Below are 12407 nucleotides of genomic sequence, written 5' to 3'. Positions count from 1 at the left end.
GGAATCGATAGATGAAAAAGCATGAAGTCATCGAGAAAAACGTCGGCCTGATGGCGTTGTTCATGATCCTGGCAGTCAGCATCGGCGGTCTGGTACAGATCGTCCCGCTGTTCTTCCAGGACGTCACCAACACCCCGGTCGAAGGCATGAAGCCCTACACCGCGCTGCAACTGGAAGGTCGCGACATCTACATCCGTGAAGGCTGCGTAGGCTGCCACTCGCAGATGATCCGCCCGTTCCGCGCCGAGACCGAGCGTTACGGCCACTACTCCGTCGCCGGTGAAAGCGTCTGGGACCATCCCTTCCTGTGGGGTTCCAAGCGTACCGGCCCGGACCTGGCCCGTGTCGGCGCCCGCTACTCGGACGACTGGCACCGCGCGCACCTCTACAACCCGCGCAACGTGGTACCGGAGTCGAAGATGCCGGCCTACCCGTGGCTGGTGGAGAACAAGCTCGACGGCAAGGACACCGCCGCCAAGCTCAGCGCCATGAAGACCCTGGGCGTGCCCTACACCGACGAGGACATCGCCGGTGCCTCCGAGGCGGTCAAGGACAAGACCGAGATGGACGCCCTGGTCGCCTACCTGCAGGTGCTCGGCACCAGCCTGAAGACCAAGAGGTAAGGCGCCATGGACGTTGGAATACTGCGCGGCCTCGGCACCTTGCTGGTGCTGGTCGCGATGATCGGGGTGTTCTGCTGGGCCTACAGCGGCCGGCGCAAGGCTGACTTCGAGCAAGCCGCGCTGCTGCCTTTCGGCGATGACGCCGAGCCCAGCCTGCAAGACCGGAATGTTTCTAGGAGCACACACGAATGACCACTTTCTGGAGCTGGTACATAACCCTGCTCACCCTCTTCACCCTGGTGGCGCTGCTCTGGCTGGTGTTCGCCACCCGCAAGGGCGAGGCCAAGGGCACGGTCGACAAGACCATGGGCCATGCCTTCGACGGTATCGAGGAGTACGACAACCCGCTGCCCAAATGGTGGTTCATGCTGTTCGTGGGCACCATCGTCTTCGCCATCGGCTACATGGTGCTCTACCCCGGCCTGGGCAACTGGACCGGCCTGTTCCCCGGCTACGAAGGTGGCTGGACCCAGGAGAAGCAATGGCAGCGTGAAGTGGACAAGGCCAACGCACAGTACGGCCCGATCTTCGCCAAGTACTCGGCCATGTCGCTGGAAGCCGTCGCCCAGGACCCGCAAGCCATGAAAATGGGCGGCCGCCTGTTCGCCACCTACTGCTCCATCTGCCACGGCTCGGACGCCAAGGGCGCAGTGGGCTTCCCCAACCTGGCTGACAGCAGCTGGCGCTGGGGCGGCGACGCCGAAACCATCAAGGCCACCATCCTCCACGGTCGCATGGCTGCCATGCCGGCCTGGGGTGAAGTGCTGGGTGATGAAGGCGTGAAGAACGTCGCGGCCTATGTTCGCCAGGACCTGGCCGGCCTGAAGCTGCCCGAAGATGTGAAAGCCGACGTGGAAGCCGGTAAAGCCATGTTCGCCACCACCTGCACCGCCTGCCACGGTCAAGAAGGCCACGGCACTGCAGCCATGGGTGCTCCGGACCTGACCCAACCGGCCGCCTGGATCTACGGTTCCAGCCTGGCCCAGCTGCAACAGACCATCCGCTACGGCCGCAACGGCCAGATGCCTGCCCAGGAGCAATACCTCGGCCAGGACAAGGTGCACATCCTTGCCGCCTACGTGTACAGCCTGTCCCGCAAGGACGGCGAGAAAGTAGCCAGCGAGTGATCCGAACCGGCGACGCAAGGAGGCGTCGCCACACCGGCCGGACCGAAAGGCACCGGACGGAGCCGCGCAAAGGCAGCCCAACGCAAGACGGGCAACACGGACACAAGGATGTGTCCACCCCTCCCCAGCCCCTCCTTATATATAGTGCGACCCAATGTCGCACCCCTCCCGACCAGCTGCCTTCCCCCCCAAAGCTCATCGTCTACGCTGCTGAATAATCCTCATCGGTCATGAGGACAAGGCGGTTCCCCCTCCTCGCCCCCGGTTCGAAGTGCTCCACCAGACCCCGGGCGACCCGGCTGGAATCCTTGCCACGAGGGCTCTGAAAGGGTGATTGTGTCGGCATGTGTCGTTGCAATGACTACCCTCTTTCTCCATACTGCCGCCGCTTTTTTGTCCCCCGAAAAACTCCATTAACCGTGGAACCCCTAGCATGAGCACAGCAATCAGTCAGACTGCTTATAACTATAAGGTGGTCCGCCAGTTCGCCGTTATGACGGTGATCTGGGGGGTCATTGGGATGGGTCTAGGCGTGTTCATCGCCGCACAACTCGTGTGGCCGGAACTCAACCTGAACCTTCCGTGGACCAGCTTCGGCCGTCTGCGCCCCTTGCATACCAACGCGGTGATCTTCGCCTTCGGTGGTTGCGCCCTGTTCGCCACGTCCTACTACGTGGTGCAACGTACCTGCCAGGCCCGGCTGATTTCCGATGGATTGGCAGCCTTCACGTTCTGGGGCTGGCAAGCCGTGATCGTGCTGGCAGTGATCACACTGCCCCTGGGTTACACCTCCTCCAAGGAATACGCTGAGCTCGAGTGGCCGATCGACATCCTCCTGGGGATCGTCTGGATCACTTACGCAATCGTGTTCTTCGGCACCATCGTCAAGCGCAAGACCAAGCACATCTATGTGGGCAACTGGTTCTTCGGTGCCTTCATCCTGGTGACTGCGCTCCTGCACATCGTCAACAGCGCGGAAATCCCGGTCTACGCCTTCAAGTCGTACTCCGTGTACGCCGGCGCGACCGACGCGATGATCCAGTGGTGGTACGGCCACAACGCCGTGGGCTTCTTCCTGACCACCGGCTTCCTGGGGATGATGTACTACTTCGTTCCGAAACAGGCCGAGCGTCCGATCTACTCGTATCGCCTGTCCATCGTGCACTTCTGGGCGCTGATCACCCTGTACATCTGGGCCGGTCCGCACCACCTGCACTACACCGCTCTGCCGGATTGGGCCCAGTCCCTGGGCATGGCGATGTCCCTGATTCTGCTGGCTCCGAGCTGGGGCGGCATGATCAACGGCATGATGAGCCTGTCGGGCGCCTGGCATAAGCTGCGCAGCGACCCCATCCTGCGCTTCCTGGTGGTTTCCCTCGCCTTCTACGGCATGTCCACCTTCGAAGGCCCGATGATGGCGATCAAGACCGTCAACGCCCTCTCCCACTACACCGACTGGACCATCGGCCACGTACACGCCGGCGCCCTCGGCTGGGTAGCGATGATTTCCATCGGTTCGCTGTACCACCTGATTCCGAAGGTCTTCGGTCGCGAGCAGATGCACAGCGTCGGCCTGATCAACGCCCACTTCTGGCTGGCCACCATCGGTACCGTTCTCTACATCGCCTCGATGTGGGTCAACGGCATCACCCAAGGCCTGATGTGGCGTGCGGTCAACGAAGACGGCACCCTCACCTACTCCTTCGTCGAAGCTCTGGAAGCCAGCCATGCCGGTTACCTGGTACGCATGATCGGCGGCGCGTTCTTCGTCACCGGCATGCTGCTGATGGCCTATAACACCTGGCGCACCGTGCGTGCCGCCAAGCCGTCCGAATACGAAGCCGCTGCCCAGATCCCGCAAGGAGCTCACTAATGAAGCAACACGAATTAGTCGAGAAGAACGTAGGTCTGCTGGCGCTGTTCATGGTCATCGCCGTGAGCATCGGCGGTCTGGTGCAGATCGTTCCGCTGTTCTTCCAGGACGTCACCAACACCCCGGTCGAAGGCATGAAGCCGCGCACCGCGCTGGAACTCGAAGGCCGTGACATCTACATCCGCGAAGGCTGCGTAGGCTGCCACTCGCAGATGGTCCGTCCGTTCCGTGCCGAGACCGAGCGTTATGGTCACTACTCCGTCGCCGGCGAAAGCGTCTGGGACCACCCCTTCCTGTGGGGTTCCAAGCGTACCGGTCCGGACCTGGCCCGCGTAGGCGGCCGCTACTCCGACGACTGGCACCGCGCGCACCTGTACAACCCGCGCAACGTGGTTCCGGAATCGAAGATGCCGTCCTACCCGTGGCTGGTGGAGAACAAACTCGACGGCAAGCACACTGCCGCCAAGATGGAAGCTCTCCGTACCGTAGGCGTGCCCTACACCGACGATGACATCGCCGGCGCCAAAGACGCAGTCAAGGGCAAGACCGAGATGGACGCGCTGGTCGCGTTCCTTCAAGGCCTTGGCACCTCGATCAAGAACAAACGGTAAGCATGATGGATATCCAGACTCTCCGCGGGCTGGGAACCATCCTGGTGTTCGTCGCCTTCATCGGCGTCGTGCTCTGGGCATACAACAGCAAGCGCAAGGACAGCTTCGACGAAGCTGCCAACCTGCCCTTCGCAGACGACAAGCCAGCGAACACCAAGAGCGACGAAGAAGCTTCTAGGAGTAAGAGCGAATGACCACGTTCTGGAGTTGGTACGTAACCCTGCTCACCAGCGCCACACTGGTGGCGCTGACCGTGCTGATCTTTGCCACCCGCAAAGGCCAGCGCCAGGAAAGCACCGAAGAAACCGTCGGCCACGCCTTCGACGGTATCGAGGAATATGACAACCCGCTGCCCAAGTGGTGGTTCATGCTGTTCGTCGGCACCCTGATTTTCGCCGTCGGCTACCTGGTCCTGTACCCGGGCATGGGCAACTGGAAAGGCATCTTCCCCGGCTACGGCGAAGTCACCGAAGGCAAGGCCTTCGCTGACGGCCAGCCCGGCTGGACCGGTGTCCACCAGTGGGAAAAGGAAATGGACAAGGCCGATAAGCAATACGGCCCGCTGTTCCAGAAGTACGCTGCCATGCCGATCGAGGAAGTGGCCAAGGACGAGAAAGCCCTGAAAATGGGTGGTCGCCTGTTCGCTTCCAACTGCTCGGTCTGCCACGGTTCCGACGCCAAGGGCTCCTATGGTTTCCCCAACCTGACCGACGCCGACTGGCGCTGGGGCGGTGAGGCCGAAACCATCAAGGCCACCATCCTTGGCGGCCGCCACGGCATCATGCCGGCCTGGGGTGAAGTCATCGGCGAACAAGGCGTACGTGATGTCGCCGCCTTCGTCCGCGTGACCCTGGATGGCCGCGACCTGCCGAAGGACGCCAACGCCAATCCGGAAGCCGGCAAGGCGATCTTCGCTGCCAACTGCGTGGCGTGCCACGGTCCGGAAGGCAAGGGCACCCCGGCAATGGGCGCGCCGAACCTGACCCACCCGGGCGCGTTCATCTACGGCAGCAGCTTCGCTCAGCTGCAGCAGACCATTCGTTACGGCCGCCAGGGCACCATGCCGGCTCAGGAAGAACACCTGGGCAACGACAAGGTTCACCTGCTTGCCGCCTACGTCTACAGTCTGTCGCACAAGAACGCCGCAGAGACCGAAAGCAAGTAACGCCGAGCCTGCCATGCGCGACGCACTGTCGCACATGGCAGGCTGCTATGAGGCGTACCATATGCGGCAGGCAAAAAAGATCCCGTTCGGCACGCACTGATCGGGGCAAGCCCCAACCGTCGTGGTACGAGTAGATGAGCGAACAGATCCCCGTCCAGAACATTACCCCTCCCCCGGCCAAGAGCGGTGCCAGCACCGACCTCTACGCCAGCCGTGAAAAGATCTACACCCGCGCCTTCACCGGCATCTTCCGCAACCTGCGCATGGCAGGCGGCGCCCTCCTCTTCCTGCTCTACTTCGGTACCGTCTGGCTGAGCTGGAACGACCGGCAAGCCGTCTGGTGGAACCTTCCCGAGCGCAAGTTCTACATCTTCGGCGCCACCTTCTGGCCCCAGGACTTCGTGCTCCTGTCGTGGCTATTGATCATCTGCGCCTTCGGCCTGTTCTTCATCACCGTCTTCGCTGGCCGCGTCTGGTGCGGCTATACCTGCCCGCAGAGCGTCTGGACCTGGATATTCATGTGGTGCGAGAAGGTCACCGAAGGCGACCGCAACCATCGCATGAAGCTGGACAAGGCCCCCATGAGCGGCGCCAAGCTCATGCGCAAGTCAGCCAAGCACAGCCTCTGGCTGCTGATCGGTTTCGTCACCGGCGTCACCTTCGTCGGCTACTTCACCCCCATCCGCGAACTGGTGATCGACCTCTTCACCGGCAACGCCGATGGCTGGGCCTATTTCTGGGTCGGCTTCTTCACCCTGGCCACCTACGGCAACGCGGGCTGGCTGCGCGAGCAGGTGTGCATCTACATGTGCCCCTATGCCCGCTTCCAGAGCGTGATGTTCGACAAGGACACCCTGATCGTCTCCTACGATCCGCGTCGCGGCGAATCCCGCGGCCCGCGCAAGAAAAACGTCGACTACAAGGCCCAGGGCCTCGGTGACTGCATCGACTGCACCATGTGCGTCCAGGTCTGCCCCACCGGCATCGACATCCGCGACGGCCTGCAGGTCGAGTGCATCGGCTGCGCGGCCTGTATCGACGCCTGCGACAGCATCATGGAGAAGATGAACTACCCCAAAGGGCTGATCAGCTACACGACTGAACACAACCTGAACGGGCAACAAACCAAGCTCATGCGCCCACGCCTGATCGGGTACGCTGCCGCGCTCGTTGCGATGATCGGCCTGTTCGGTTACGCCGTCGCCGCCCGTTCTCTGGTGGAGCTGGACGTGATCAAGGACCGCGTCCTGTACCGCGAGAACGAGCAGGGTCGCATCGAGAACGTCTACACCCTGAAGATCATGAACAAGGCCCAGAAGGACCAGGTCTTCACCATCGAAGCCGAAGGCCTCGACGGCCTCGTCTACGAAGGCAAGACCCAGGTCAAGACGGAAGCGGGCGAAGTGCTCTCGGTGCCGGTGGAACTGTCCATCGACCCGGAAAACCTGCCCTCCAGCACCAACAACATTCTCTTCCGGGTCCGCTCGGTCGATGACACCAGCATCACCACCGACGCCGACAGCCGCTTCATCGGCCCCAGCGTCCGCTGAACAACGAGATCCCCATGCAGTCCGAATCTCCCGCAAGCCCCTGGTACAAGCAGCCCTGGCCCTGGTTCATCCTCGGCATCCTCGGCACCTCCGTGGTGCTGGGCACCTCGATGCTGGTGATCGCCATCAACAACCCGCCGAGCCTGGTGGTCGACAACTACTACGACGTCGGCAAGGGCATCAACACCTCGCTCGAGCGCGAGGAGCTGGCCAAGCGCCTCGGCATGAAGGCCCAGGTGCGCCTGGATGACCAAAGCGGCGTGGTCCAGGTCAACCTGACCGGCAACAGCCACCCACAACAACTGGTGCTCAGCCTGCTCTCCCCCACCCAGCAGGAGAAGGACCGCCGCATCGTGCTGCAACCGCAGTCCGGTGACCTGTACAGCGGCCACCTGGAAGACTCGGTCAGCGGCCGCCGCTTCGTCGAGCTGATCGGCCAGGAAGATGGCCAGGACTGGCGCCTGTTCGAGGAAGAAACCCTCGAGAACGGCAGCGTGACCCTGCTGGGCGAATAAGCCAGGCCCCATGCCCGCGCCCCTATCCTGCTACCACTGCGGCCTGCCGGTGCCCTCCGGCAGCCCCTACGAGGCCCGCGTACTCGGTGAGACGCGGGCCATGTGCTGTCCGGGTTGCCAGGCCGTGGCCGAAGCCATAGTCGCCGGCGGCCTGGAGGGCTACTACCGCCACCGCAGCGAAACCGCCGCCAACCCCGAAGCCCTGCCCAGCGCGCTCCCCGACGAACTGGCCCTGTTCGACCGCGAGGATGTGCAGCGCCCCTTCGTCCAGCACCAGGGCGAGCTCAGCGAAACCAGCCTGCTGATCGAAGGCATCAGCTGCGCCGCCTGTGGCTGGCTGATCGAACGGCACCTGCGCACCCTGCCCGGGGTGGACGAGGCGCGCCTCAACCTGTCCAACCACCGCCTGCACGTACGTTGGTCCGACAGCCAGCTGCCCCTCAGCGAGCTGCTCAAGGAGCTGCGCCGCATCGGTTACGCCGGCCATCCCTACAAGGCCGATGACGCCGCCGAGCGCCTGGCCGCCGAGAACAAGCGCGCCATGCGCCAGCTCGGCGTCGCCGGCCTGCTGTGGATGCAGGTGATGATGGCGGCCATGGCCACCTGGCCCGAATTCAACATCGACCTGAGCCCGGAGCTGGACAAGATCCTGCGCTGGGTCAGCCTGTTCCTCACCACGCCCATCGTCTTCTACTGCTGCGGCCAGTTCTTCCGTGGCGCCCTGCGCGACCTGCGCACCCGCCACCTGAGCATGGACGTCTCGGTGTCCCTGGCCATCGGCGGTGCCTATGCCGCCGGCATCTGGTCCACCGTCACCGGCATCGGCGAGCTGTACTTCGACGCCGTCGGCATGTTCGCCCTGTTCCTCCTCGCCGGCCGCTACCTGGAACGCCGCGCCCGTGAACGCACCGCCGCCGCCACCGCGCAACTGGTCAACCTGCTGCCCGCCTCCTGCCTGCGCCTGGACGACAGTGGCCAGAGCCAGCGCATCCTCCTCGGCGAGCTGGCCGTGGGCGATCGCGTCCTGGTGCCACCGGGCGCGCTGATGCCGGCGGATGGCCTGATCCTCGAAGGCCAGTCCAGCGTCGACGAATCCCTGCTCACCGGTGAATACCTGCCCCTGCCTCGCAGTCGCGGCGACGCCGTCACCGCCGGCACGCTCAACGTCGAAGGCCCGCTGACCCTCGAAGTGCAGGCCCTCGGCGACCAGACCCGCCTTTCCGCCATCGTGCGCCTGCTGGAACGCGCCCAGGCGGACAAACCGCGCCTCGCCGAGCTGGCCGACAAGGTCGCGCAGTGGTTCCTGATCATCGTGCTGCTGGCCGCCGCCGCCGTCGGCCTGGTTTGGTGGCAGATCGACCCGTCACGGGCCTTCTGGATCGTCCTCTCGCTGCTGGTCGCCACCTGCCCCTGCGCACTCGCCCTGGCCACGCCCACCGCACTCACCACCGCCACCGGCAGCCTGCACAAGCTCGGCCTGCTGCTGACCCGTGGCCACGTGCTGGAAGGGTTGAACCAGATCGACACGGTGATCTTCGACAAGACCGGCACCCTCACCGAAGGCCGCCTCACCCTCAGCGCCATCCATCCCCTGGGCCCGCTCGACAACGACGCCTGCCTGGCCCTGGCCGCCGCGCTGGAGAACCGTTCTGAGCACCCCATCGCCCGTGCCTTCGGCCGTGCGCCGCGCCCCGCCGAGCAGGTGGAGAACGTCCCCGGCAAGGGCCTCGAAGGCCTTGTCGACAGCCAGCGCCTGCGCATCGGCCAGGCTGCGTTCGTGGCCGAATTGGGCGGCTGGGCCGAGCCGGAGATTCCCGGCAGCAACGGCCAGTGGCTGCTGCTCGGCAATGAACAGGGCCCGCTGGCCTGGCTGGTGCTGGATGACCGCCTGCGCGAAGACGCCCCGCTGCTGCTCGATGCCTGCCGCGCCCATGGCTGGCAGGTGATGCTGCTCTCCGGCGACAGCTCGCCCATGGTCGGCGAGATCGCCCGTCGCCTCGGCATCGACGACGCCCGTGGCGGTCTTAGCCCCGACGCCAAGCTCGACGTACTGCGCGACCTGCACCAGCAGGGCCGTCGCGTGCTGATGCTAGGCGACGGGGTCAACGACGTACCGGTCCTGGCCGGCGCCGACATCAGCGTCGCCATGGGCAGCGCTACCGACTTGGCCAAGACCAGCGCCGACGCCGTACTCCTCTCCAACCGCCTGGAAAGCCTCGTGCAGGCCCTCTCGGTGGCCGGGCGCACGCGCCGCATCATCATCCAGAACCTGGCCTGGGCGACCCTGTACAATGGCCTGGTCCTGCCCTTCGCGGCGCTGGGCTGGGTCACCCCGGTCTGGGCCGCCTTCGGCATGTCGGTCAGCTCGCTGCTGGTGGTGATCAACGCCCTGCGGCTGGCCAGAAGCTAGAGGCCGGCCGGGGCGCCCTCCCCTTCCGGCCTATCGCCCAGGCTCCATAACGAGATTTCCCGATGCCTGCGTTATACATCCTGATCCCCGTCGCCATCGGCCTGGTCGGCTTCGCCATCTGGCTGTTCTTCTGGGCCGTGGACAGCGGCCAGTACGACGACCTCGACGGCCCCGCCCACAGCATCCTCTTCGACGACGAAGACCCGGGCCACAAGGCCGGCATCGCCGAGGCCGACGAAGGCGAGGGCGAGGGCAAAAACGAGGAAAGCCCCGACGACGAGGACAAGCGCGGTGCTTGAACTGGCACCCCTGCTGGTTTCGGCGCTGATCCTCGGCCTGCTGGGGGGCGGCCACTGCATCGGCATGTGCGGCGGCCTGATGGGCGCCCTGACCCTGGCCATCCCGCCGGAGCAGCGCGCACGGCGCTTCCGCCTGCTGATCGCCTACAACCTCGGTCGCATCCTCAGCTACACCACCGCCGGCCTGCTCATCGGCCTGGCCGGCTGGGCCGTGGCCAGCAGCCCGGCAGCCATGGTGCTGCGGGTGATCGCGGCGCTGCTGCTGATCACCATGGGGCTCTACCTGGCCGGCTGGTGGAGCGGCCTGACCCGTATCGAAGCGCTGGGGCGCGGCCTCTGGCGTCATATCCAGCCGGTGGCGAGCAAGTTGCTGCCGGTCTCCACCCTGCCCCGCGCGCTGCTCCTCGGCGCCCTCTGGGGCTGGCTGCCCTGCGGCCTGGTCTACAGCACCCTGCTGTGGGCGGCCAGCCAGGGCTCGGCCAGTGAAAGCGCCCTGCTGATGCTGGCCTTCGGCCTCGGCACCTGGCCGGTGCTGCTGGCCACCGGCCTCGCCGCCGAACGCATCACCGCACTGCTGCGCAAACGTGGCATCCGCATCGCCGGCGGCCTGCTGGTGATCCTCTTCGGCATCTGGACCCTGCCCGGCCCGCACCAGCATTGGCTGATGGGGCACTGACAGCGGAGCTGGAAGCTGGAAAGTTTCTGGCAGCGCGTGGCGGGGTCGAGCATCGATTCGAGCGCATAAGTAGCCGCTGGGCCCCGGCGCTGCGACAGCATGACCCAGGTCAAGAAGCGCCGGTCAGGCGGCACCTAGACTGCCGAGCACTGACTGCTGAACCTGGAATGCCCGCATGCTCGACGATATTCGCTGGGACTCCGGCCTGATCCGCCGCTACGACGCCGCAGGCCCTCGTTACACCTCCTACCCGACCGCCGTGCAATTCAACGAGCGCATCGGCTCCTTCGACCTGCTTCACGCACTGCGCGACAGCCGCAAGGCCCTGCGCCCGGTCTCGCTCTATGTGCATGTGCCGTTCTGCGCGAACATTTGCTACTACTGCGCCTGCAACAAGGTCATCACCAAGGATCGCGGCCGCGCCCTGCCCTACCTGGAAAAGCTCGAGCGCGAGATCGAACTGATCGCCTGCCACCTCGACCCGCAACAGAAGGTCGAACAGCTGCACTTCGGCGGTGGCACGCCGACCTTCCTCAGCCACGACGAACTGCGCCGCCTCATGGGGCACCTGCGCCAGCACTTCAGCCTGCTCGATGACGATTCGGGGGATTACGGCATCGAGATCGACCCGCGTGAAGCGGACTGGTCGACCATGGGGCTGCTGCGCGAGCTGGGCTTCAACCGCGTCAGCCTGGGTGTGCAGGACCTCGACCCGGTGGTGCAGCGCGCCGTCAATCGGCTGCAGAGCCTGGAGGAGACCCGCGCCATCGTCGAAGCGTCGCGCACGCTGCAGTTCCGTTCGGTGAACATCGACCTGATCTACGGCCTGCCCCGGCAGACGCCGGAAAGCTTCGCGCGCACCGTGGCCGAAGTCATCGCCCTGCAGCCGGACCGGCTCTCGGTGTTCAACTATGCGCACCTGCCGGAACGCTTCATGCCCCAGCGGCGCATCAAGACCGAGGAGCTGCCGAGCCCCGCACAGAAGCTGGAGATGCTCCAGCGCAGCATCGAACAGCTGACCAGCGCCGGTTACCGCTACATCGGCATGGACCACTTCGCCCTGCCCGACGACGAACTGGCCATCGCCCAGGAAGACGGCCGCCTGCAACGCAACTTCCAGGGCTACACCACCCACGGGCACTGCGACCTGATCGGCCTGGGCGTTTCCGCCATCAGCCAGATCGGCGACCTCTACTGCCAGAACGACGCCAACATCGCCACGTACCAGGAGAAGCTGCAGAACGGCCTGCTCGCCACCCGGCGCGGCCTCGCCTGCATCGAGGACGACCGCATCCGTCGGGCGGTGATCCAGCAGTTGATCTGCGAATTCGAGCTGGATTTCCAGTCGATCGAAACGCTCTTCAACATCGAGTTCAGGGGGTATTTCGCGGCGGTCTGGCCGCAGCTGGAGCAGATGTCCAATGATGGGCTGATCACCCTCAGCGAACGCGGTATCGACATCCTGCCGCCCGGGCGCCTGCTGGTGCGCTCGGTGTGCATGCTCTTCGACCACTACCTGACGCCAGAGACCACCCAGCGTTTCTCCCGGGTGATCTGA

Annotated in this window: 13 protein-coding genes; all 13 read left to right on the top strand. The window is 64.8% G+C overall.

What is annotated here, in order from left to right; all coding sequences use genetic code 11:
• Positions 1–11 precede the first annotated feature (11 nt).
• The 13 genes from ccoO (OEJ36_RS22880) to hemN all read left to right on the top strand — a co-directional run bounded on the left by ccoO (OEJ36_RS22880) (position 12) and on the right by hemN (position 12407).
• Positions 12–623: a cytochrome-c oxidase, cbb3-type subunit II gene (gene ccoO, locus OEJ36_RS22880; protein ID WP_021222189.1), complete on the top strand. Its 612-nt coding sequence runs from the start codon at positions 12–14 to the stop codon at positions 621–623.
• Positions 624–629: 6 nt separating this feature from the next.
• Positions 630–815 carry a CcoQ/FixQ family Cbb3-type cytochrome c oxidase assembly chaperone gene (locus tag OEJ36_RS22875; RefSeq protein ID WP_021222190.1) on the top strand — a complete coding sequence of 62 codons (186 nt, stop codon included), beginning with the start codon at positions 630–632 and terminating at the stop codon, positions 813–815.
• Positions 812–1750 (top strand): cytochrome-c oxidase, cbb3-type subunit III, encoded by a 939-nt coding sequence (gene ccoP / locus OEJ36_RS22870; RefSeq protein WP_263403485.1) that lies wholly within the window; start codon positions 812–814, stop codon positions 1748–1750. Before OEJ36_RS22875 ends, ccoP (OEJ36_RS22870) begins: the two co-directional genes overlap by 4 nt.
• A 433-nt stretch (positions 1751–2183) precedes the next feature.
• Positions 2184–3623, top strand: a complete 1440-nt coding sequence (gene ccoN, locus OEJ36_RS22865; protein WP_263403484.1) for a cytochrome-c oxidase, cbb3-type subunit I — start codon at positions 2184–2186, stop codon at positions 3621–3623.
• Positions 3623–4234 carry a cytochrome-c oxidase, cbb3-type subunit II gene (gene ccoO / locus OEJ36_RS22860; RefSeq protein ID WP_043243475.1) on the top strand — a complete coding sequence of 204 codons (612 nt, stop codon included), beginning with the start codon at positions 3623–3625 and terminating at the stop codon, positions 4232–4234. Before ccoN ends, ccoO (OEJ36_RS22860) begins: the two co-directional genes overlap by 1 nt.
• Before the next feature lie 5 nt (positions 4235–4239).
• Positions 4240–4428 (top strand): CcoQ/FixQ family Cbb3-type cytochrome c oxidase assembly chaperone, encoded by a 189-nt coding sequence (locus OEJ36_RS22855; protein ID WP_031288830.1) that lies wholly within the window; start codon positions 4240–4242, stop codon positions 4426–4428.
• Entirely contained in the window at positions 4425–5399 is a 975-nt protein-coding gene (gene ccoP / locus OEJ36_RS22850; protein ID WP_263403483.1) for a cytochrome-c oxidase, cbb3-type subunit III, read from the top strand. The genes OEJ36_RS22855 and ccoP (OEJ36_RS22850) overlap by 4 nt, the downstream gene beginning before the upstream one ends.
• Positions 5400–5533: 134 nt before the next feature.
• Complete coding sequence (ccoG, locus tag OEJ36_RS22845; protein WP_263403482.1) at positions 5534–6949, top strand: cytochrome c oxidase accessory protein CcoG; 1416 nt, start codon at positions 5534–5536, stop codon at positions 6947–6949.
• 14 nt (positions 6950–6963) lie between these two features.
• Positions 6964–7464, top strand: coding sequence for a FixH family protein (locus OEJ36_RS22840; RefSeq protein WP_263403481.1), 501 nt, complete (start codon positions 6964–6966; stop codon positions 7462–7464).
• Between the two features lie 10 nt (positions 7465–7474).
• Positions 7475–9874 (top strand): heavy metal translocating P-type ATPase, encoded by a 2400-nt coding sequence (locus OEJ36_RS22835; protein WP_263403480.1) that lies wholly within the window; start codon positions 7475–7477, stop codon positions 9872–9874.
• 62 nt (positions 9875–9936) lie between these two features.
• Positions 9937–10173: a cbb3-type cytochrome oxidase assembly protein CcoS gene (gene ccoS / locus OEJ36_RS22830; protein WP_263403479.1), complete on the top strand. Its 237-nt coding sequence runs from the start codon at positions 9937–9939 to the stop codon at positions 10171–10173.
• Complete coding sequence (locus tag OEJ36_RS22825) at positions 10166–10849, top strand: sulfite exporter TauE/SafE family protein (RefSeq protein ID WP_021222200.1); 684 nt, start codon at positions 10166–10168, stop codon at positions 10847–10849. Before ccoS ends, OEJ36_RS22825 begins: the two co-directional genes overlap by 8 nt.
• 175 nt (positions 10850–11024) lie before the next feature.
• Positions 11025–12407, top strand: a complete 1383-nt coding sequence (hemN, locus tag OEJ36_RS22820; protein WP_263403478.1) for an oxygen-independent coproporphyrinogen III oxidase — start codon at positions 11025–11027, stop codon at positions 12405–12407.

It is taken from the genome of Pseudomonas sp. PDM13 (genome assembly GCF_025685765.1).
GTDB lineage: Bacteria > Pseudomonadota > Gammaproteobacteria > Pseudomonadales > Pseudomonadaceae > Metapseudomonas > Metapseudomonas solani.
Note: the sequence above shows the minus strand (reverse complement) of the source record. Positions and strands in the feature narration are given on the sequence as shown.

Excerpts from the sequence above, each read along its gene's own strand:
- ccoO (WP_021222189.1), top strand. The coding sequence starts at position 12 with ATGAAAAAGCATGAAGTCATCGAGAAAAACGTCGGCCTGATGGCGTTG.
- OEJ36_RS22875 (WP_021222190.1), top strand. The coding sequence starts at position 630 with ATGGACGTTGGAATACTGCGCGGCCTCGGCACCTTGCTGGTGCTGGTC.
- ccoP (WP_263403485.1), top strand. The coding sequence starts at position 812 with ATGACCACTTTCTGGAGCTGGTACATAACCCTGCTCACCCTCTTCACC.
- ccoN (WP_263403484.1), top strand. The coding sequence starts at position 2,184 with ATGAGCACAGCAATCAGTCAGACTGCTTATAACTATAAGGTGGTCCGC.
- ccoO (WP_043243475.1), top strand. The coding sequence starts at position 3,623 with ATGAAGCAACACGAATTAGTCGAGAAGAACGTAGGTCTGCTGGCGCTG.
- OEJ36_RS22855 (WP_031288830.1), top strand. The coding sequence starts at position 4,240 with ATGGATATCCAGACTCTCCGCGGGCTGGGAACCATCCTGGTGTTCGTC.
- ccoP (WP_263403483.1), top strand. The coding sequence starts at position 4,425 with ATGACCACGTTCTGGAGTTGGTACGTAACCCTGCTCACCAGCGCCACA.
- ccoG (WP_263403482.1), top strand. The coding sequence starts at position 5,534 with ATGAGCGAACAGATCCCCGTCCAGAACATTACCCCTCCCCCGGCCAAG.
- OEJ36_RS22840 (WP_263403481.1), top strand. The coding sequence starts at position 6,964 with ATGCAGTCCGAATCTCCCGCAAGCCCCTGGTACAAGCAGCCCTGGCCC.
- OEJ36_RS22835 (WP_263403480.1), top strand. The coding sequence starts at position 7,475 with ATGCCCGCGCCCCTATCCTGCTACCACTGCGGCCTGCCGGTGCCCTCC.
- ccoS (WP_263403479.1), top strand. The coding sequence starts at position 9,937 with ATGCCTGCGTTATACATCCTGATCCCCGTCGCCATCGGCCTGGTCGGC.
- hemN (WP_263403478.1), top strand. The coding sequence starts at position 11,025 with ATGCTCGACGATATTCGCTGGGACTCCGGCCTGATCCGCCGCTACGAC.